This is a genomic window from uncultured Bacteroides sp., from assembly GCF_902491285.1.
Taxonomy (GTDB): domain Bacteria; phylum Bacteroidota; class Bacteroidia; order Bacteroidales; family Bacteroidaceae; genus Bacteroides.
The window spans coordinates 1-21,843 of the sequence record NZ_CABUHK010000028.1; the positions used below are offsets into that span (position 1 = coordinate 1).

A 21,843-nucleotide genomic window follows, 5' to 3' on the forward strand; every position below is an offset into this window, starting at 1 on the left:
TGAGCGGAAAACGAGACTCGAACTCGCGACCCTAACCTTGGCAAGGTTATGCTCTACCAACTGAGCTATTTCCGCATTTTTTCGTTTGCGGTTGCAAAGGTAGGGATTTTCCGTAAACCTGCAAACATTCTGCGCACTTTTTTTTAAGAAATCTGCACACTCTGCCCCCGCCACGAAACAATCTTTTTGATTATCAACTCATTCGGTTACGATAATCTTCGTAAGAAAACTGCTTGTAAATTTCAGCTTTTCCCTCTTTTGTCCACAAAGCGATGGCAGGATGATGGATTCCGTTAAACATATTCGTCTTTACCATCGTATAATGAATCATATCTTCAAATACTATCCGCTCTCCGATTTGCAGCTCGTGGTCGAAACTCCACAGCCCCATATAGTCGCCGCTCAAACAGGAGTTTCCCCCGAGACGGTAAATGTATTTCCCTTCATTTCCCATCTCCGCACCCCGAACGGCAGGCTGATAAGGCATCTCCAGACAATCGGGCATATGGCAGGTAAAGCTGACATTCAAGATGGCTGTCCTGATTCCACGGCTCTCTACAATATCCACGACTTCGGAAACCAATACTCCCGTCTGCCAGGTAAAAGCCGAACCGGGCTCCAGGATAATCTGCAAATGCGGATAACGTGCTTTCAATCCTTGCAACAGCTTTATCAGATGTTCCGTATCATAATCTTTACGGGTCATCAGATGTCCGCCACCAAGATTCAACCATTTAATCTGCGGGAACCAGCGGGCAAACTTTTCTTCCAAGTGTTCTAAAGTACGCTCCAGTTCATAAGAAGAAGATTCGCAATGGCAATGGCAGTGAAAGCCTTCAATTCCTTGCGGCAGCGTCTCCGGCAACCAATCAGCCGTTATGCCGAAACGGGTGCCGGGAGCGCACGGATTATAAAGCTCCGTCTCCACCTCCGAATATTCGGGATTCACACGGACACCACAGGAAATACCGCTTCCTCCAGCTACCGTCATCGGATAGAAACGTTCAAACTGCGCCATTGAGTTGAACGTGATATGGCTGCTGCAACGCATGATTTCCGGAAAATCCTGTTCTGTATAGGCAGGAGAATAGGTATGCGCCTTACTACCGAATTCTTCCAATGCCAGGCGGGCTTCATATACCGAACTGGCTGTTGAATGATTGATATATTCGCGGAATATAGGGAAAGAGCGCCACATGGCGAACGACTTGAAAGCCAGGATAATCTCCACTCCCGCCCTGTCGGCTACGCTTTTTATCAAACTCAGGTTCTTTCTTAAAAGTTCTTCTTCCATAATGTAGCAGGGAGAAGGAAACCGGGTAAAATCTATCATATACAATCTTATTATCTAAAGTAACGTTTTACGAACGTGGATGCAAAAATACAAATTCAAAAGCAAAGAGGGATTGTTTTATTTTTAATTAAGATATTGCTTTTCGAGAACTTTTTCCTATTTTTAAACCTTATTATATAATACACGTAATTGTTTCATCCTAAATACCTGATTGAATATGAATAAAGATTTAAGAAAAGTAGTGATTTTGCTGGCACACCCCAACATGAAAGAATCACAGGCAAACAAAGCATTAATCGACGCTGTAAGTGACATTGAAGGGGTGGCGGTTTTCAACCTTTACGAACTGTCGGAGGAAATCGCCTTCAATGTGGACGAATGGAGTAAAATCATTTCTGATGCTTCGGCTGTCATCTATCAGTTTCCTTTCTATTGGATGGCTGCCCCGTCATTACTGAAGAAATGGCAGGACGAAGTATTCACTTACTTGTCCAAGACTCCGGCTGTTGCGGGCAAGCCGCTGGCAGTAGTAACAACTACCGGTTCCGAATACGATGCTTATCGCAGCGGCGGACGAAACAAGTTCACAATCGACGAACTTCTGCGTCCGTATCAGGGCAGTGCGATTCATTCGGGTATGGCGTGGCAGACTCCCATTGTCATTTACGGAATGGGAACCGCAGAGGCAGGAAAGAATATTGCCGAAGGAGCGAACTTATACAAACAACGGATAGAAATGCTTGTCAATAGCAGTAATGCAGGTAATAATTGGTAAGACAATGAAAAGCGTAGCTTTAGACCGGATAAAGCTACGCTTTAGCATCCTTAAAGCATAGCTTTAGATGTCGCAAAGCTATGCTTCTTCAACGTCAGCACCGGCAGGAAAATAAATACCCCGATTACAGACATTATCAATCCCCCGATAGTGCCTGCCGCCAATGGAAACCAGAAACCTTCTTTCTCCGCTCCCACCATGAAAGGGATAAAGCCCAGGATAGTGGAAGCCACCGTCAGGAAAATAGGAATCACTTTCGTATTCCAAGCCTTCACATAAGCCCGGAGCGGCGATAGACGCGGGAAACGCTTGCGAACGGAATTATATTCATTCAGGATATAGATACTCGCATTCACCGTAATGCCGCAAAGCAGGACAAAGGAAGCAAAACCGCCCTGGTCGAAGTTCAGTTTGAACCAGTAGAATGTAAGGAACACGCCGATATAGGATACCGGAATCACAAAGATTATTGCCAACGGCTGTTTCAGAGAATTGAACAGGATACTTGTGATAAAGAAGATGATGGCAATCACTATCAGGAGCAGACGATACTGCTTGTTGGCCTTTCCACCCCATGACCAGTTGTTTTCTTCCGATTTGGCGGTATATCCCATCGGAAGAAGTTCGTTAAACTCTTCCAGGTCTTTCTTCAACAGTTTGTTTCCCTGTTCCGAAGAGCCGATATACTCATATTGCAGGCATAATCGGTACTGCTGGTTCTCCTTCGCCACTTCCTGCGGCATCTGTCCTTTCTCTACCGTTGCCAGTTCCGAGAGCTTATATTCCTTACCGCCCGCCTCGAAAGGATAATACTGCATCGCCCATACATCCCTCTCTTCCGACTGCCGCGAAGAAAGTTTTATCTTTTCCGTACCCTCTTCCGTCACCACCGAACCGATTTCCATATTCCGCCCGTATACCGGACGGATAGCGGAAAACAGTCTCCCGGCTCCAATTCCTTCCTCTGCCATCCGTCGTTTATCCAGGTTGAAATAGAATTCCATATAATCATCCTTCCACCAGGAGAAATCGGAACCGATGGTCACTTCTCGGATACGGCGGTGGGACAACAACTTTTCTTTCAACTTTTCCGCTTGTGCATACAATTCATCATAATTGTACCCGTACATCTTCACCCGGAAAGAGCCCGCATTCTCACGTACATTATTGCTGAATCCCTGGTCCTGCAATCCGTATATGCTCCAGTCACCGCCGCCCAGTTGGAGTGCCTTGCCAATCATATTGGCTTTCAGCGTATAAGGAAAACCGCTTTTCTGATGTTCTTTCGTGAAATAAATATGAATGGATGCCCTGCGGGCGCTTTCCACAGAAGTCTGAAACTGCTTGATTTCCTTAAATCCGCTCAGATAAGTTTCCATCTTCTTAACCAGTGTGTTCATCTGTTCCAGTGTACTTCCATTCGGCAGATTGGCATTGGCATGGAGCACCACCTCTTCATTACGGGTAAAGTAACTCCCCTCATATACCTTCTGTACAAACAGCCTTAAAGTTCCCCCCAACGCCTTGTCCACCACCGGTTTCACTTTTTCCTTATAAGTGGAAGTGCCCAGCGTCTTATTATATGCTTCCGCCCACTTGTCATCCCCTTTCATCTTTTCCGGCAACAGGAACACCGGTAATCCGAAAGCCAGCAATAACAGTATGCAGACCGCCACTCTCCAACGACAGAGAATCCGTACCAGCCACCCGTAAAAACGGCTGAAATAAACCGGAACACGCCGCATCTTAGAACGTATCCACATAAAGGAACGCACGCTCCCCATCCGCCTTCCCGGTTTTGAGAGAGACGTTTTCTTCCGACGTTTCAGCCCGATTTTGTCAATCAGGGAAGGGACAAAAAACAGGGCGACCAGCAAGGAAACTCCCAGATTAATAATTACCACAGCAGCAAAATCCTGCAAATTGAGACGTATCTTCTCATCCAGAAAGAAGATGATAGCCAGTGCCCCTATCGTCGTCAGCGTAGCTGCCAGCACGGACATGAACGCTTTCCGGTTCCCGCGCCTCAGATAGTGGTCGCTCATCACAATAGTATTGTCAATCACAAGATTCAAAGAGACGGTGATGCCTGCCAAAGAGTACAATTGCATTTCCAACCCGAACGCATAATAAAAAATAACGGCTATCGCCATATTGACGGACAGGCTGACTACAATCAAAAACAGATATTTGGGACTGAAAGTAATCAGCAACACAAACAGCAGCAGAATGGCTACTGTCACTCCCGTACGCAGATAAATCTTGTCTAGTTCTTCCTGAATAAACTCCGTCGCGTCATAACTGGTGTGAATCTCATACCCTGCCGGAAGCAGCGACCGGATACCATCCATATACGCTTTCACTTCCTTGCTCAATGCCAACTGGTTGGCCGTTTCTTCCGCCACGATCGACAGATAAATCGAGTTCAGCCCGTTAATCCGGTAGTAGCTCTGCGGCTGCTCTTCCACACGGGAAACCTTCACCAGTTCATTCAGGCCGATAATTCTCCCGTCTTTCATCTTTACCTGTATCCGTGTTGCGTCAAACTCACGGCTCTCATATTCGGGAACCAGTGCCAGACGTATCCACTGCTTGTCCAAAGCACCCTGCTCTACATCGTAAGTACCCATGAACTCTTTCTGATAATGCAACCGGACTGCCTCACGGATATCATCCGTACTTATCCCGAGCGTGCGCAACTGTTCGGAATCATACTCCAACCGCCACTCCATCGGGGTAGCACCGCTGAGGTTAATCTTATAAATCCCCGGAAGTTGTGCCAGGCGTGTTTTTATATGTTCTTCCGCGTACTGCTGAATCAATACAGGCGTAGCAGGCGCATTAATTGTAAACGCCATGAAAGGAGACTGGCTGCTCTGTCCGGGACTCTGCATCTGAATATATGGATAGCTCACCCCGTCCGGCAACTCCGGCCACGTCTGGCGGATAATGGTGGAAGCCTCGAAACGGGCGACCGCCGCATCCACATGCTTGTCCAGGTTCACGCTGATACTTCCCCACCCGTTTCCCGAAGTGGAGTAAATTCCCCGAATCCCCTTTACGCGGGCAAGCATCGCTTCCAGTTTGCTGGTAGCCGTCATCTCCACCACACGTGCCGAAGTGCCGGGCATACTGAAACGCACCGTGAAGCCGGGCAGCGTCCGTGACGGGTTCAGTTTGACAGGCAACAGAGGAACAAGTGCCAGCCCGACCAACGCCACACAGACAAAAGCCACAATCAGCGTAAAAGCGGAAGCCTTCGGAGATTTATTTATTTCAGAATCCATACTTTGCATTATCATCATTCATATAAACGGGAATCATCATTTAACCAACTTCCCCCCATTAAAATCGAACCTATCCGAAAGAGAAAGCTTCGCAGCGAAATCGAACAAGGTAAGCCGGCGTATCTTATAATAATTCAGCCAGTAGTTCTGCAAGGCTGAAATATAATTCCGTTGTGCCTGCTGCTGCCTGTTGAGTGAAAGTGTCAGGCTGTTTATATCCGCCTTGCCGATGATAAAACGCTGTTTCGTCTCATTATAAGCAAGTACGGACAAATCCAGCGCCTCTTCCGCGCTTGCTATCAACTGCTGCTGGATATTGAAATCGCTCACTGTCATAATCACTTCTTCCTCAATACTTATCTCGTCCTGACGTGCCGAAATCTTCACCACGTTCAGATTATTGCAAGCCATATTATACTTGCCCTTGCGGACACCCCAGTCCAGTAACGGGATGGAAACACTGACCGCCACCAAGTCCTGCTGCATCGGCTTATGATAGACGTCCCCGAAATTATCCGCCACCTGGTTAAAACCGATGCTCGCATTCACACTGGCGTTGAAACGGGATTCTTTCTTAGTCTTGTCCACATTCCGTTCCGCTTCCAATACATTCTGCTTCAATTCCAGTAATTGTGGATTGTTGCTTCTTCCCCAACTCAAAGCCTCATCCACCGGAATATCCATCATGCCCGGACGGGAAGGGAGTTTCAGCTCGATTTGCGTATTCTTATCCAGATTGAGGAAGGACGCTAAAGAGAACATCGCCCGTTTCAGGTCGCTTGCCTTGTTCTGTAAAGTGTTCTGCGCGTTTACACGGTCCAGTTTCAACGTCAGCAGGTCGGCTTGTGAGATGGCGGCTATCCGGTGGCGTTGCTGCCCGATACGGTAAAGCGTATCCGTGGAAGCCAGATTGTCCTTTGCCAGTTTATACTCAGCTTGTGCCATGGCAAGGGAAAAGAAATAATTCGTGGCCGTTTCCGAGACTTTCTCCACGTTATAAAGGAACTCCTTCTTCACACGCTCGTATTTCAACGGTTCTATTTTCCGCTCCCACTTGAAAGGGTTGTAGCCTACCAGGCTCTGCGAATATCCAAGCCTTATCGGGACACTGGTGAGTTGTGTCGCGCTATTATCCCCGAAGTTGCGCATATAGGCAAGATTCGATTCCAGATAGAATGTACCCCCGGTCAGGTCGAGGTTCTGTCTCACGCTCAGTCCGCCGTAGGCATAATAAGATTGCTGCGTGCGGTACACGTCCAGGTTGGAGCCCGAATCATAACGTTTCGTGATATCCCGGTTATATTGCGCCGGGGTAAGGTCCAGCGTCAGGCTGGGCAGGCGGTTCGCCTTGTATGTCCGGTATTCCCAGTAACCGGAGAGATACATATTCTGTGTGCGGAATGATTCCAGCGAACTGTCGTTAGCCAAAGCAATCGTCTGATTCAAGTCCAGTATCAGATGTTTCTGTGCGTACAGCGGGGAGAAACATACGCCCGACATTGCCGCCACTATAAAAAGAGTAGATAGTTTCTTCATAACTCAACTTGTTTTCGTTCAATCTGTTGTTGTCATCTGTTTGTTTCCTGCCGCTTTCCTGCCGCCTTCTTTTTCCCGGTAAATGAACCAGTAAAGCAACGGTATGATAAACAGGCTCACTGCCGTGCCTATCGACATCGTCCCTATCATGGCAATGGACAACGGCTTTTGCAGTTCCGAACCCATATCCGAAGAGAACAAGAGCGGAACCATGGCGAAAATCGTAGTCAGCGAGGTCATGATAATGGGACGCAGGCGCCTGCGTCCGGCCTCATGGATGGCTTCCAACAAAGGGACGCCTGCCTTGCGCAGTTCATTGATTGCGTCCAGTTTCAGGATAGAGTCATTGATTACGATACCGCAGGTGACGATAAGCCCGATGGCTGACATCAGGTTCAGCGTATGCCCGCAAATCCAAAGCAGCAAAAGCGCGAATGCCACGTCTATCGGAATTTCCGCCAGGACAAGCAGGGGTTGCAGAAAGCTCTCGAACTGTGCCGCAAGGATGAAATACATCAGCAACAGGGAAATCAGAAGTATCACTACCAGTTCGTCCAGCATTTCCCGGTTCGAGAAGAAGCTGCCGGAAAAGCCGGCATCCCACTCCCCTGTATTTCCGACTACCTGCTTCACGTCTTTTACCAGCCTGTCCGCATCCCGCACTCCATAAAAATCGAAAGGCACAAACTCCCCGTTACGCCCGGCGGTAATACTTTTCAGGTCTTCGGCAGGAGTCACCTTTACCAGTTCCCGGAGCGGGATATATTCTATATTGCCTTGGTTATCCGGCTGTGTCTGTACCAATGTCTCCTGCAAGACCCTGTTCACTGTTTTCTCATTCCCCGCAATATTAATCGGAAGATACTGCTGGTAGGAATGTAGCATAGTCACGCTGTTTTCGCGGAAAGCCGTTTTCAGGACACGGTAAAGTTCATTATAGGATACACGGTAAAGCAACAGTTTTTCCTTGCTGATGCTCAGGTTCAACTGATTTTCAAAAGCGATGCCCGTAGGATTGATTCCGGTTTCTACTGCCAGTTCATGTTCCAGTTTGCGAATCGTTTCCGCAACAGGAGCCTGTGCCCTGTTGCGGGCATAAAATTCGGCTACGATATCCGGCTCGCCCGTTACAAAAAGTTTCTCGAATACAGTCTCCGGCGGAGAGAAAGAAATGACGGAGAGCGGATAACGTTCTTTCAGCCGTCGGTATGTCTCCTGTTCCAATGGGGCAATCTCTCCGGAAGTTTCCGTCCGGAAATAAAGTTCCGCTTCGGAAGAGGAAAGCTCCCTCTCCCGGTTCAGGATAAAATCCTGCCTGCCGACAGAAGCCGTCTGTTCCAGAGAGCGGCCGTCCAGTTCCTTAAAAAGTGCGTCCACACGCTTCCTGTTTTCATCCACGTGGATATTCTCATTCCATTCTATGCGGACAATCAGTTCGTTTTCTTCGATATCGGGCATCCGCTCTTTGTCTATAAAGAAAAAGAAGAATACGCAGAGCGGAATGGAAATGGCGCAAAACAATACACTGAACGTTTTATGACGGAATACCCAGTCTACTCCAGCGTCATAGAAACGGTCCAGTGTATGGTCTTTTATCGGGTTATTGAACTTAAAGGAGAGCCACTTCCATTTCCGGGTGTGGATACCTGCACGGTAGACCAGCAGATAAAGGACGGGAAGCAGCATGATACCGGTAAAATAAGACACCATCAGCCCTACCGTGACGGAGAAAGCCTGGTCGTAGAAGATGGCTCCGGCAATGCCGCTCATAAAAATCAGGGGAGCGAATACGGCGATGGTGGTCAGCGAAGAGCTCAGCATGGGCGTCACCACTTCACTTGTCCCTGTGATACAGGCACGTCGCAGGAAATATCCCCGTCCGCGGTATTGCGAAATATTCTCGGTCACGATAATCGAGCTGTCAATCATCATTCCCAGAGCCAGAATCAACCCGGCAAGGGAAATGATATTCAGTGACATATTACAAAAGTAGAAGAATACGAAACTGATGACGATGGAAACCACCATGCTGAGCCCGATGACCAACGGGGATTTCACGTCACCCAGGAACAGGACTGCTACCAGGCAGATAAAGAGGAATCCTAAAGAAAGGTTCTGCTGCAGATTGGAAATCGTGAAGTCCAGCAGTTCCGTCTGGTTACGGCTGATACTGAAATCAATATCCGGATAGACCCGCTGGAAATACTCCATCGTTCCTACCAGCGAGTTCTTCATCTTGTCCATATTCTCATCCGCCTGCTTGATGACAGCCAGTGTCACCGCACGCTTTCCGTTCGACAAGGACACGCCCTTTTCTTTCACGGGCACGATATTGACCTTGCAGAAATCCTTTAACTGTACAATGCGGTCGCCCTTACGCAGATAGATATTTTCCACATCTTCCGCCGTACGCAGCAATGTCGAGAATTTGATATTATATTCGTAATACCCGTCACGTACTGTCATACTGCCCGGTTCTACATTGTTGGACGACAGGGCGGATTCAATATCCTCGATGGCAAGTCCCATCATGGCAAGCTTGTCCTCATCGGGCACAATCTGTACCTGGCGTTCCACCAGTCCGGTCACGTCCACCATAGCCACTTCTTCAAGCTGCTCTATCCTGCGCTTGATAACCGATTCGGCAAATTCACACAAGTCAAGAAAGGATTGCTGTCCCGTGGTAGTAGTACTATAAGCACTGTCATTCTTCAAGGTCAGATTCAAGTAGAACACGGGAATATCCGTCGCGCTCGCCTTGATAACTTTCGGACGTTCCGTTTCTTTGGGAAGATAGTTCATTGCGGCGTCTATCTTCTCATTGACCTCAATAAAAGCAAGGTCCGTATTAGTGCCGAACTCAAAAGACAGGCGGATGATACCCGCCCCGTCCCTCGATTCGCTATGAATGTCCTTCAAGGTGGAAACTTGAATCAGTTGGCTGCGCAAAGGTTTCACAATCGTGTTTTCCAGTTCGCGGGCGGATGTATTGGCGGCAGAAACCTGTACGGTAATCTCCGGAATGGCGATATTCGGAAGCAGCGATATCGGCAATGTGGAATAGGTAACCAGGCCGATTATAAAACAGGCGGTGAACGCCATCAACACGGCGATAGGACGCTGGATTAAAAATTTTATCATGCTTACTTTAGTTTTAGGCACGGATTACACGGATTACGCTGTTGCTTTATGCTATCACAATTCTAAAACCGTGAAATCCGTGTAATCCGTGCCTTTTTGATTATCTTACATTTACTTCCGCTTCATGCGCCAGATTCAGATTCCCGGCCACAATAACCGTGTCTCCTTCCAACAGACCGTCTTCAACTCCTTTCCGGGATTTATCAGAAACAATGTATTCCGTCGCATTCTCCAGTCCCGTATGCACATAGTTCCACATGGCCTTGCCTTTTTCCAATGTAAACACCACCTGCTTGCCGGAGCGCAGTACCACAGCCGTCTTGGGAATCACCAACTGTTCACCCAGGTTCCGTCTGACACTGACCCGCACATTCATACCGCTGAACAGCTTGCCTTCACCGTTTACGTCAGCCTTTACCTTTACCATTCCATTGGTATCCACCAACGGATTGATTTCGGATACGCTGCCTTCAAAAGAACTTCCCCCGGCATAAGGAATAACCGTCACCTTATCACCTTTTTTAATAAAGGCAAGTTCATTCTCCAATACGGTAAATTCTGCCTCCATTCCTTTCGTATCAAGAATAGTACAGAACACTTCCGAGGTATTAGCCGGATTATAAGGTTTTGAAAAAAGATTAGCCACCACCCCGTCAAAAGGCGCGGTAAGCGTTGCATGTTCCGTCTCTCTTTTTGTCAGTTCGTATTGTGACTTCGACTGCTCATAACCGCTCTTCACTTTCGCAAGTTTCATTGTCTCCACAGGAACCTTACTGAAATCATCCGGCGTATATCCCTGCCCGATAAGCACATCTTTCAATTCGAGTTCAGCTTTCAACAAAGCGTCTTCCGCCTGGGACAATTTCTGCTCCAAACGGAATTTATCCAATTCAGCCAGTTTTTGTCCTTTATATACACGGTCGCCATTCTTCACGTAAATACGGGCAATGACTTCACTTGTCTCAAAACGCAAATCAGCTTTGCTACGAGCATTCACCTTTCCGTTGCTTACCAGTTCATGGTCAAAATTCCGCTTCTTCAGAATTTGAGTGGTAACTTCATTCTTTATGTCAGGAAGAACGGTGGAGACACCTTTTTCCTGTTCATCGGCACTATTTTTCTTATCAGAGCATGAGGTTGTCCCCCCACAAGCCAAACAACATAACAGTACCCATATACAATTGTATTTTTTCATAATAATATCTATATTGCTATCAATTACACATCATTTATTTAGGATAAACAAAGTCCATAGTCAGCTCATCCGTATCATTCTCAGTATCCAGTATATTATCTACAAAAAGAACAATGCCGCCATAAGAGACACCCCAACCTGTAAAATAATTATATCTATGCTTTGCCAACTTTACTTCACACATTTTTTTCATCTCATCATTGAACAACATTAAATATAAATCACGGTCATTTATCAACTTCTCAATCCCCCTATCGACATCAAACTCTACTTTATCAATATGCAAACGAGCATACATCTTATATTTGGGAATATACATTACATCATAAAAATAAGGATTTTCCAACCTATGCCTTTCCAATGCGGCATAATCTTTTCCTGAAGTACATTTTTCCACCATATTTGAGGTATAGCCACTTTCTGCCGTAACAGAGTTTCGTTCATTAGTAAGTATATTCAAAGTATAGATGGAAGATTCAGCCGGATAATTATAGATAATATTTTCGCCTGCATAATTGACATTAGGACAAGACATATAAGAATATCCCTCGCTCATATCAGGAATAATATTGGATGGTGACAATTTATAGTTAACAGCTTCTTTCTTTTGATTAATAAACACTTCCTTGACCGCAAATGCCTTGGAAGACAAATTCTGCGTCAAAAACATCAAAGACTGACGGTTCTTATTATAATATAGACGTGAAGTATGAATGGCATAATTAGTGTTTATCAATAGTTGCTCTGTATTATCCAAATACTCTCTCAAATCCACAATACAATTTACAGTTCCCCTACTATCAACCAGAAAAACATGTTCGGAATCATCAGACACCCACACCGAATCTAATGAATGTGCATATATGCCGGATAAACGGGATATGGCATAAGGACCTTTGGCAGGCAACGCTACTTGAATTACCCGTTTTGATTCCAAATCCAGATAATCTAATGCATGTAATCTATAATTATATCCTATAAGAATATTCACAGAATCCCCATGGACAGGAGAAGACAAATAATAAGACTTTAGTTGCAGCACATCCTGTTGAGGAAAATGTATTTCTTCCGTTTGCAGCTCAACTTCGTTATTTACTGTTGTTCCATCCGATTTTTTCCCGATGCAAGATACTGATATTATACAAGACAGGAAAAATATCAAAATAACTTCTACTATTCTCATTGCGTTTTTACTTTATGTTTATGCAACTACAAAAGTAACATAATTGAAATACCATTATCCTGATTATCAGTAATAATTTTCTGATAAGAGTAAGATGCAACCATTCTTAACTGTAAGCAATTATATTTCATCATATTTATAGATTCATTTATTTCAATAATTTCCTGACTTCCTCCCTCATCTCTTTTACTGCCGTCGATTGCACCTTTGGTTCTTTTGTCAATACAACCTCTGCGGCATGCTTTAACTTTTCCGACTGACAATATTCCGGTTCCGCATAAAGTTTCACCAACAGATAATACGGATAAATTCGTCCCGGAAGCCGATGTGTAGAGCGAATTAAATATTCTTCGGCTTTCTCATACGCTCCTAATGCCTGATAATTCTTGCCGATAATATTCAGAATCATAGGATCATTGCTATGCGCCATCGCTTCTTCCAATACCCTTGTCGAGTTATCATATTCTTTCAATTTATGAAGAGAATATCCGTATTCAAAGAGAAATGCCCCACGATTCGCTAATTCCGGATATAGCTTCCCATAGTCTTCTTTAGCAGACTGGTAAGCCCCTATATTATAAAGCATCTTACCACGATACCAGTCCTTGCATGCAACATATTGATTGTTTTTCCAATAATACGTTCCTAATAGAACCATCATCGAAATAAAAAGGAATAATATTACTTTAGAACGCCCGATAACACAAGCCGCCAACAGTAAATAAAATGTCACTGCAAATCCGGGAATCTGCATCGGATAAGAAGAAAAGGCAAATACCAAAAATGAAATTACTCCGCCACAAAGACCTATTCTTCCTTCACTACTCCCTTTCCATAGACAAAACGCAATTACCAACGAGACAACCAATAAAAAAGGAATCCCATATTCCATCGCTACTTGCAGATATTCATTAAAAGCATACTCCGGACTTCCTGCCACCAACTCTTCCGTCTCCGAAAATTCCCCATTTGCAAAATAGTTTTCTTGCGCTCTGCCATAAGCTGAAACAAAGTTCCCTGTGCCATGTCCTATAAGCGGACTTTCGGCAATAGCCATACTACTAATTTTCCACATGAACAAGCGTCCATTGGCAGAGGTTGCTTTTAGCTGAAAAAGAGCATAACCTGCCACTATGATTATAACGCTGCCTGCAATGCAAGCCAGTACTAGTTTTTTCTTATATTTTCGTCCAAATTCCTTTAGTTTGCTTCCCCATGAAACATGCATCCCATACACCCATATACCCGATATTGCGGCAGCAATCCAAGCCGAACGGCTCATTCCGGCAGGTAGTACACAAAGAATCAACAGCATAACTCCTAATGCCACATAATATTTTCCCTGTTCTACCCATGTACGTTCTGTTTTTTCTTTCAAGTTTAGCCATTCATACAAGCAAAGCGGGAATATCATCGCCAAATATCCCGAATAAGGTCCCGGATTATAGAAAGAGCCCGTAAGTGCATATAAAGAGTGATTGGAAACAGCCAAGCCGTATATCTGCCTCAACCCCCAGATAGCTTCCATTCCACCCAGGACAATCAATACCCACGTCACAATGGTTGGAAAAGACAAATAGTTTTTTCTATTCAGACAAAAGGATAATAGACAACAAGCGACAAAAACAAAAGTCATGCGTCCCAACCATAGTTTTTGATATGCCATTTCACCGACAGGAATATCATTCGAAGTAGCAAAAACTACTACGCTCAAGATTGCCGCAACTCCTGTAAGAGTTATTACATCCGCCATATTCTTCTGTGTCATCCGCATCAATTCCAACTTTATTTTCGTTCTTTATTTGATTTTCTTCATGATTCTATTCCAACGAGGTTTCTCCGTAAATTTATCTTCCGAATACCATATACGGGAAGCTTTACCTACAATGTACTCTTCCGGCAACATCCCCCAATATCTCGAGTCCTGCGAATTAGCCATATTATCACCGGAAACAAAATAATAGTTCTTTTTAAAGCGATATTGGGTAATAACGCTGTCCCCCAATACTATCTGTCCGTCTTTTATACGTAGTTTCTGCTTCTGTTCCCAACCTATCAACTGCCTGTACAAAAGGCAGTTCGTACGGTTCATCATTACTATCTGACCTTTCTTGGGAATCGGCAAAGGTCCGAACTCACGGATAGTCCAACCTATTTGTTTATCATACGGAAATGTACCTACTACAATGCCATGCTGTTCCGGATGCTGTAATCCAGCGAGATATTGTTGAGCCTTATAGTTTCCCAACTGTTCGTCACAACCACGTATTTTATAAAATCCTCCCCGAATCTCCAACGTATCTCCCGGCAGAGCAATACAACGCTTTACATAATACTGCATTACATCCATCCGAACGCTATCCCAACGATTCATTTGATAAGGGAAGTTGAAAACCAGTATATCATTTCTCTTGAAATTCCCAAATCCGGGCGTTCGGTGAATAACAACATCCTCATTATTCAAAGCTGCAAACACATCGAACAAACGGGCCCCCTTTATCATCTTATTAACTAATATCCGGTCGCCATCCTTCAACGCCGGTTCCATAGAATCCGAAGGTATCCTGAATGAAGTAAAGCAGAACAGTTGCATCAAGAATAGAATTACCACCATACAGAATATGAAGAATGCCAAATTCTCCAATATTGCCAAAATTCTCTTCGCTTTGTTCATAAGCTTTCCTTTAATTGAACCAATTTACGATAAGCCATCAGCCCTAACACACATTTCACACGTTCGTCATCATTATCCAATAATCCAACAGATGGAAAAGTCATATTCTTCATTCTTTCCTGCAAATAATCCGCCCACAAGCACAACTGTTTCCAATGCATATCAGCGTAACCGAAATCCTGTTCCGCTTCCACAATAGCAGTCGTCATCATCAACATATTGGCAGCCGCTTCTACGGCACAGTCTTCCAGTTTCACTTGTTTACTGGCAATGGGATACAAACCTATATCGTAAGGCGGATACTTTTTCACCCAATGAATACCTTCACAATATGCAAATACTGGATTCAACAAACCTTTCATCCAGTCGGTACGGTTAAAAAACAACAACGTTGGAAAATTTTCATAAGCTTCTCTGACATTACCCAAAGTATCACCAAAACAAAAAAGCTTATTATCCGAGGATGACACAAACCTATGAGAAGATATAAAATTACGATAAGCAGGAAGCATTTGTTCGGCAAAAGTTTTATTCCCTGCTTGAAACGCCTTGATATTCCACCGATAATCCAATTTACTACATTCTGCTTTCAACTCCTGATATCTGTCTCCTACAGACATCATCAATTCTTTTATTTCTCTTGTTCTATCCTTATTCCAAAGTGGGCGTAAACTCTCACCACTATACTGGAAAGTTTTCCCTTCTTCATATCCGAGAAGTAATACCCCTTTATTCTCATTTCCCGCATACAATTTTTGAGATAGAATAACATGATTATCTTCGCATGAAAAGGTTGTTTCATCAGCTACCATAGCCAAATACAAACTATCGGACTTCGTAAAACGCCAATCCTTATCGACCCAACTATCTATTTTCCTTTTACCAAACATCCATTCCGTATCCACGTCGAACAAAACTTCCACTGTATGTTCCTTTCCGCTTTTCGTACGAACCTGATAGGTAAGAAAACCGACAGGCCAGCCTGCCATATCCCATTTTTCCGACAAGGAAGGTGAAACAAAGTCAATCTGAAGTTCCACATCTCCACATTGGAAAATAAATTGAGTCTGCGTGGCTTGCACATTCATCTTTTTCAAAGTTGCCGGTTCCGCTTCAGCATAAGTTTTATTTTCGATGTACAAACCAAAATCCAACAAGCCGGCACCTCCCGTATTACGACAATATGCAGCCAGAATATTATCTCCATCAATTATTTGGTTAACAGCTTCATCAGTCAAGCGCTGACATTTCGTTAGATGCGTAAATCCATTCTCTAACAGAAATTCCCCATTACAAAAAAGTTTTATCCGGTCGTCGCATACATAGCGGGCATACACTTTATGATTCTTCAAAACATCTTTATTATCTACCTTGACATGCCTGCGGACATAAATATTCTCCGCTCCCCACAAGGTATGAGCCGGATAATAATATCCCTTTGTCGGACCAAAAGCTCCGTTACCTTCATCCCACAAAGAATCATCATATTCTCTCAGTTCCCATCCTTTTCCCGGATACAAAAAAGAGTATTTCCCTGTCCATCCGATAGTATCCTCCGAAAGAGGAGCTAAAGGAGATATACGCAAAGAATCGTCTCCCATGAAACGATAAACTTTACCGTCTACACGTAAAATACCTGTTATCGGAAATGTCTTTCCGGTTCTCAACTGCGGATAACTTTTGTTTAGCGAATCGCCTATTACTTTGATACCAACATCGGGAGCAATCGCCAATAACGTATGTTCAGAAGGAGCAATACCGGAAAGATGCGAAATCTTCTTCTCCGAATAAGAACAAGCATATATCAGAGAAATAATACCCGAGATTATAATTATTCTCCATGCCACGACAAGCCTGATATGAGTTCTTATTTCCATAGTTGAGTTCCGTTTTCATAAATAAAGATTCTTTCATCCAGTCCGCGCGTATGATTTCTCAGAAGTAACAGCGTATTTACAGGAATATCCCGAAATACCAGTGAATCGGCAGTTGCCTTTATTTTTCCGGCAGACTTCCAATCCCTGTCGCAATAGAATAACTCATAAACATCATCAGGGCGAACATAATTATCCCGATTGCGCGGAGTATAGACAATGCGGTCTACACGGACTTTTCGGCCTAAATCAAGCCCCGCCCATCCTCCGGTAGGCTTAAAATAGTCGAAAGAAGTCCATGTTTTCCCATCAAAGACATTGGTATATTCATGCGTTCCGTCATGTTGATAGCATCCGGGAGTCCCTATCACTTTCCCTGACAAAGCAACAGTATCATTCTTCTCATAAAAAGCGACTTCCGAAATATTACAGAAACCTTTAGCCGGACCAAAATACCTAAGATAACGATATTCTTTATCAGACCAACTCTTTACAGTCGTATTCAAACGATTAGGTCTGCCCTGTATAATAAACAAAGTGTCTTTTTCCAGAAAGTCAGGATGGTTGCTCCCTTCAAAAACTCCTCCTATCATTTTATTTCTGAACCTGTTTTCTATTTCGATATTACATTTTGCATATAATACCACATCCTCCTTCTCTTTCCCAGCAGGATAATAACAAATCTCATTACTCTGTTTATCAACATAAAAAGGATCGGTCAAAAAGCATAACTCTCCATTCTCATAAGTAGCCACTCTCATAAACGAACCATTCCGTACATACTGAAACACTAGACGACCAGCATCAAATTCAGTCCAATCAACAGGAGTCCAACGATCTCTATCACTGACACATAGATAAGCAATTTTCCCACTCCGTCTCGTTTTATACAGTTTTTCCAAAGGAATAACCAATTCTTTCTTTAAATTATAGCCATATCCATAAGTTACATCCGTAAATTTCGGCAAACGCCAAAATGGATATACTTCTTCACCATATTCTGCCATTTGCTCGTACAGTTCCCTGTTCGCACTAAAAGTATATCTATACACTTTGGAACTGTCATCCCACCGATACCACCAGTTCTTCCGTACAGGTCGCAATTTTTGTGGGAAGTCAGTCATATACTCTTCTCCCTCCTTATTCCACGTTGTCAGCCAAAAATGCCCGGCATTTACATAACTACGTACAGGAACAAAGTCTATGGCACAAGGAATACCCAAAGCTCTAAATAAATACACACCAAAATCAGTCACTTCCCTACATGTACCGGATAAGTATTGTACATATTCCGGTCCTATATGTCCAAATGGATATGGCGTTACAGAAGTATAATAATAGCTCTTATCAGGCAATTTACCTATTAGATAATTAGCGGCAACTACCGGATCCTCAATATCTAATGAATCAGACATACGCAATGAATCCAACAACGAATTATATTTTTCATAGTACATTTCACGCCAATAAGTTAATGGTTCATCCCCTATTCGGTAAGGTAGTAAGTACTCACAAAATGTTTCAAATGAGATATTCTTTCCCCAAGGTTGTTCCTGCCAGACTTTGAATGCCCAATCAATGTTATGGCATAGATAAGCGGAATCTATCTCCATAATATCTCGCTTCTTACTGGGCTCTTTCATAGGACCATATATTTTCTTTATAGAATCAACTACTTGTTGCGGTGTTTTACCTTTACTCTTTTTCAACCATGTATAGTAAGATTTATAATTTTCTAATTGTTCTCCATCAGAATAAGTATAAAAAGGAATATTTTCTATTAGAAAACAGGCTGCTTTATATTTTAGACTGTCTGACAAATTTATTCGATAATAATGAAGCACCTTTTCCAATTCTTGTCTATTTTCACCAGCCACTTGTAACACTGTTTCCAAAGAAGTAACATTCTCTTTTCTAAGAGAGTTTATTATTACTTTTCCAACTAACATGATAACAAGTACAATAACTAAAGTATATTTAAAATTCCTGTTCATACACTTTTAATGGGCATTTCCAGTAACTTTCACTCGTAATGGTGCATTAGATGCATTACAATAAACTGTAATAGTCTTATCAAAACGTTCCAGGCGCTCTGATTTATAAATTATTTTCATCTTTGCTATTTCATGAGGGTTAAATGGTTTCTTAACGTATTTTGCAGTAACACAACCACAAGACGTAATCACATCATTAATTACTAATGGGATTTCTCCAGTATTGCAGATTTCGAATTCTACCTCTTGCTCCTTCTCCCAAGAAAAATTACCCATTTCTATTTGAGACGAAGAAAGTGAAACAGTAGTTAGCGGTTGATTATCCAACAAAGATGAATCTAGTCTGCCTGAAATTATATTCCAATAAAGTTCTTTAATACGAGGATTCTGTATCGGATTACCAATTGCCATAACTTTATTATTTTTATCTAATAAAAAAGTCTGGTATTGCATATCAGAAGGAAAGTGATTTATTTTATTTAAGACATCCAATGTATCAATACAAATTGGATATATGAATCTTTCCACTCTTAAGGTAAGGTATATATCACGTCCATTTTTGGGAAAAAAGAAAAATAAAAACTGAACTTTATTAGGATAAATAGAATCAATATTATTAATATAATTGTTCCATTCAGATAAATGTAACTTACAACTGGTACACCCCATAGAGTCTACATATGCTACTATCTTAAATTCACTATCATGTATAGCAAAATTCGAAGCTCTTTCACTTCCTTGAATACTAAAATGAAGATTTTCAGGAAAAACAATCTCTTTATCTATCCATTTCTTTAATATTCTCTCAGCTTGTATACTCTTTTCATTTTGACAAGAGAATATACAAATGGAAAGAAAAATTATATACACAATATATTTCATAATCAATTCTTGCTTAATTTTAACTTATAAAAATGATAGGGATCATTAGAGTTTACACCATAAAAGCAATTCAATAACTCATCTATAAAAAAATAAGATATAGTTTGCCCTAAATGATATATAGCTTTAAATTCTCCATCCCAATTTGCAACTAGTAAACTGGAAGGTGAGTTTGCTTCTTTTGTATCCGGACACAACAAATAAATCATATTATTAGTAACATATGCATCTCTTATATGCAAGAATCGTCTCTTTATATCAGTATCTATAATAGTCTGGCAAGGTTCGTAATTCAACAAAATGTCACGAAGTAATACACCGTTTGGGTTATAAATACGACAACGCCGTGTCCTATAGTAAAACACCAATAAACGGCTTCCATCAGGCTTTGCTATAATTTCGTGAGCATAAGCTGATTTAAAATCACTGATAGAACTAAAATTTACATGTGTATCTGGATATACGCCTTTAGGTTCCTTTTGTTTTTGAGATAAATTTATCATAAAAAATTCGTTCATTCCTTTATCAAAACAATTGTTAGTATAAGCATACAAATTATCATTCAGCTTAGCAACTCCTAACATTTGTTGCCCCATTATATTACAAAAAAAAGAGGTTGAAGATAACTTCAATGAGTCACCTTCAATCCATTTATAAAAATATAATGAATCATTACGAACCAAATAAAGTTCATCATTAAACTGCTCCAAAGGCACAATAAACTCAGATTGTTCACCACAATATGATAAATGTTTCATTTCTGGATAAGAAAATACAGAATAGACAGCATTATCCAAAGTTGAAGTACGTACTAGAATTCTCTCATTACTCAACAAGATACACCGAGGATTAAATTGAGCAGGATACATCGGCACTTTTTCTAAAATGACAGTAGTATCTTTAGGAAAGATGTTGCTGTATACAAGTGGCACCACTGTAGATGAAGATGGAACACAACCCATCAAACAAATCTCTCCCCAAATCACTATAGTCAACAATCTAATTCTCATAATTCACATTTAGCTAATACATAATCAGGATTACCACCTATCATATATAGTATATTACTATTTCTATTGGCTGCTATTCGCATGATAGGCATCCCGACATCTACAATCCTTAATAAACGTCCCGCATAATCATACAAAAACACAGTATGAGGACATTTACTTATATCTCGACGAACTGTTGTTTCATCCATAGGATCTTTTTCACGATCACGCTCCAAAGTAATAATATAGTCTTTACTCATGCATACATCACGTACTCCCTTTATTTTTCTATCAAAGACGATTTTCTCATTTGTAATGATATAATTTTCTTCATCTGATTTATGCTCCCATTGTAAAGTAAAAGTTGATTTTTCTCTCTTATATAAAGCTAAATACGGGAAATTAAAAGAAGAAAAAACAAATAATCCTTCCACTGGATCGTAAGATTTATAACTGCCAATATGTTCTTTCATTTCAGGTATTGGATAAACGCCCCAAAATGACTTTTGCCCATCTATTATTGTTCGAAAATATGCATCTGAACCATTATCAGTAGATTTAATATACAAATCATGATCCATTTTTTCCATCTTCATCTCGTTTTCTTTATCTGTTACCTCGCAAAATGGCTCTTTACCATTTATCAAACTATCAATAGACAAGTAACCAATTGTCTTTCCATTAGCATCTACTGCGAAAATTTGATGATTTACACAATATCTATTAATTACGGGCGTAACAAATTCTTTAGGTCCTTCTCCTATCTTTCCCATTACCCCTAATTCTTCACCAGTTAATGAACTATGTACATGCAAGAAATAATCTCGAGCAAATGGATCAGACCAAACTAAATAATTGTCAACCAAGAGCAAATCTCCAGGCATCATAGTGAATATTTCATCATTCAGCACTTGTGATTGCAAGTTAATTCTTTGAACATCAGTTCTTTTTAAAGCACAAGAACTAATTAAAAAGAATACAATAATTATAATTATATTTTTATACATAGTAATATT

General features: G+C 42.1%; 14 protein-coding genes and 1 tRNA gene. 1 reads left to right on the forward strand and 14 read right to left on the reverse strand.

The window, feature by feature from the left end:
* Positions 1 to 2: 2 nt before the first annotated feature.
* Together RDN93_RS09410 and nspC are read right to left on the reverse strand one after the other, a co-directional pair.
* Positions 3 to 75, reverse strand: a tRNA-Gly gene (locus RDN93_RS09410).
* Between the two features lie 118 nt (positions 76 to 193).
* Positions 194 to 1,333 carry a carboxynorspermidine decarboxylase gene (gene nspC / locus RDN93_RS09415; protein WP_308745273.1) on the reverse strand — a complete coding sequence of 380 codons (1,140 nt, stop codon included), beginning with the start codon at positions 1,331 to 1,333 and terminating at the stop codon, positions 194 to 196.
* 178 nt (positions 1,334 to 1,511) lie between these two features.
* Here nspC and RDN93_RS09420 point away from each other — a divergent pair, with 178 nt between their 5' ends.
* Positions 1,512 to 2,069, forward strand: coding sequence for an NAD(P)H-dependent oxidoreductase (locus RDN93_RS09420; RefSeq protein WP_308745274.1), 558 nt, complete (start codon positions 1,512 to 1,514; stop codon positions 2,067 to 2,069).
* A 50-nt stretch (positions 2,070 to 2,119) separates the two neighbouring features.
* Here the strand turns inward: RDN93_RS09420 and RDN93_RS09425 are convergent, their stop codons facing one another.
* The 12 genes from RDN93_RS09425 to RDN93_RS09480 form a co-directional block, all read right to left on the reverse strand.
* The gene (locus RDN93_RS09425; protein ID WP_308745314.1) at positions 2,120 to 5,365 is read right to left on the reverse strand and encodes an efflux RND transporter permease subunit; all 3,246 of its coding nucleotides are present in this window, start codon (positions 5,363 to 5,365) and stop codon (positions 2,120 to 2,122) included.
* Between the two features lie 27 nt (positions 5,366 to 5,392).
* Entirely contained in the window at positions 5,393 to 6,892 is a 1,500-nt protein-coding gene (locus RDN93_RS09430; protein ID WP_374047386.1) for a TolC family protein, read from the reverse strand.
* Between the two features lie 18 nt (positions 6,893 to 6,910).
* Positions 6,911 to 10,033: an efflux RND transporter permease subunit gene (locus tag RDN93_RS09435; RefSeq protein ID WP_308745275.1), complete on the reverse strand. Its 3,123-nt coding sequence runs from the start codon at positions 10,031 to 10,033 to the stop codon at positions 6,911 to 6,913.
* Positions 10,034 to 10,133: 100 nt separating this feature from the next.
* Positions 10,134 to 11,228 carry an efflux RND transporter periplasmic adaptor subunit gene (locus RDN93_RS09440; RefSeq protein WP_308745276.1) on the reverse strand — a complete coding sequence of 365 codons (1,095 nt, stop codon included), beginning with the start codon at positions 11,226 to 11,228 and terminating at the stop codon, positions 10,134 to 10,136.
* A gap of 34 nt (positions 11,229 to 11,262) precedes the next feature.
* Entirely contained in the window at positions 11,263 to 12,411 is a 1,149-nt protein-coding gene (locus tag RDN93_RS09445) for a hypothetical protein (protein WP_308745277.1), read from the reverse strand.
* A gap of 148 nt (positions 12,412 to 12,559) precedes the next feature.
* Positions 12,560 to 14,179: an O-antigen ligase family protein gene (locus tag RDN93_RS09450; protein ID WP_374047387.1), complete on the reverse strand. Its 1,620-nt coding sequence runs from the start codon at positions 14,177 to 14,179 to the stop codon at positions 12,560 to 12,562.
* A 30-nt stretch (positions 14,180 to 14,209) separates the two neighbouring features.
* The gene (gene lepB, locus RDN93_RS09455; protein WP_308745279.1) at positions 14,210 to 15,085 is read right to left on the reverse strand and encodes a signal peptidase I; all 876 of its coding nucleotides are present in this window, start codon (positions 15,083 to 15,085) and stop codon (positions 14,210 to 14,212) included.
* Entirely contained in the window at positions 15,082 to 16,962 is a 1,881-nt protein-coding gene (locus tag RDN93_RS09460) for a glutaminase domain-containing protein (RefSeq protein ID WP_308745280.1), read from the reverse strand. Before RDN93_RS09460 ends, lepB begins: the two co-directional genes overlap by 4 nt.
* Entirely contained in the window at positions 16,953 to 18,908 is a 1,956-nt protein-coding gene (locus tag RDN93_RS09465; RefSeq protein WP_374047388.1) for a transglutaminase domain-containing protein, read from the reverse strand. Before RDN93_RS09465 ends, RDN93_RS09460 begins: the two co-directional genes overlap by 10 nt.
* A 51-nt stretch (positions 18,909 to 18,959) precedes the next feature.
* Entirely contained in the window at positions 18,960 to 19,835 is an 876-nt protein-coding gene (locus tag RDN93_RS09470; protein ID WP_308745282.1) for a DUF1573 domain-containing protein, read from the reverse strand.
* A 2-nt stretch (positions 19,836 to 19,837) separates the two neighbouring features.
* A complete protein-coding gene (locus RDN93_RS09475) occupies positions 19,838 to 20,845 on the reverse strand; it encodes a hypothetical protein (RefSeq protein WP_308745283.1) in 1,008 nt (335 codons plus the stop codon).
* A complete protein-coding gene (locus tag RDN93_RS09480; protein ID WP_308745284.1) occupies positions 20,842 to 21,834 on the reverse strand; it encodes a BF3164 family lipoprotein in 993 nt (330 codons plus the stop codon). The genes RDN93_RS09475 and RDN93_RS09480 overlap by 4 nt, the downstream gene beginning before the upstream one ends.
* Positions 21,835 to 21,843: the final 9 nt, after the last annotated feature.

Bases quoted from the DNA above. Each gene is read 5' to 3' on its own strand.
- RDN93_RS09475 (WP_308745283.1), bottom strand. From the start codon at position 20,845: ATGAGAATTAGATTGTTGACTATAGTGATTTGGGGAGAGATTTGTTTG.
- RDN93_RS09450 (WP_374047387.1), bottom strand. From the start codon at position 14,179: ATGACACAGAAGAATATGGCGGATGTAATAACTCTTACAGGAGTTGCG.
- RDN93_RS09420 (WP_308745274.1), top strand. From the start codon at position 1,512: ATGAATAAAGATTTAAGAAAAGTAGTGATTTTGCTGGCACACCCCAAC.
- nspC (WP_308745273.1), bottom strand. From the start codon at position 1,333: ATGATAGATTTTACCCGGTTTCCTTCTCCCTGCTACATTATGGAAGAA.
- RDN93_RS09470 (WP_308745282.1), bottom strand. From the start codon at position 19,835: ATGAAATATATTGTGTATATAATTTTTCTTTCCATTTGTATATTCTCT.
- RDN93_RS09425 (WP_308745314.1), bottom strand. From the start codon at position 5,365: ATGCAAAGTATGGATTCTGAAATAAATAAATCTCCGAAGGCTTCCGCT.
- RDN93_RS09430 (WP_374047386.1), bottom strand. From the start codon at position 6,892: ATGAAGAAACTATCTACTCTTTTTATAGTGGCGGCAATGTCGGGCGTA.
- RDN93_RS09460 (WP_308745280.1), bottom strand. From the start codon at position 16,962: ATGGAAATAAGAACTCATATCAGGCTTGTCGTGGCATGGAGAATAATT.
- RDN93_RS09480 (WP_308745284.1), bottom strand. From the start codon at position 21,834: ATGTATAAAAATATAATTATAATTATTGTATTCTTTTTAATTAGTTCT.
- RDN93_RS09465 (WP_374047388.1), bottom strand. From the start codon at position 18,908: ATGTTAGTTGGAAAAGTAATAATAAACTCTCTTAGAAAAGAGAATGTT.
- lepB (WP_308745279.1), bottom strand. From the start codon at position 15,085: ATGAACAAAGCGAAGAGAATTTTGGCAATATTGGAGAATTTGGCATTC.
- RDN93_RS09440 (WP_308745276.1), bottom strand. From the start codon at position 11,228: ATGAAAAAATACAATTGTATATGGGTACTGTTATGTTGTTTGGCTTGT.
- RDN93_RS09445 (WP_308745277.1), bottom strand. From the start codon at position 12,411: ATGAGAATAGTAGAAGTTATTTTGATATTTTTCCTGTCTTGTATAATA.
- RDN93_RS09435 (WP_308745275.1), bottom strand. From the start codon at position 10,033: ATGATAAAATTTTTAATCCAGCGTCCTATCGCCGTGTTGATGGCGTTC.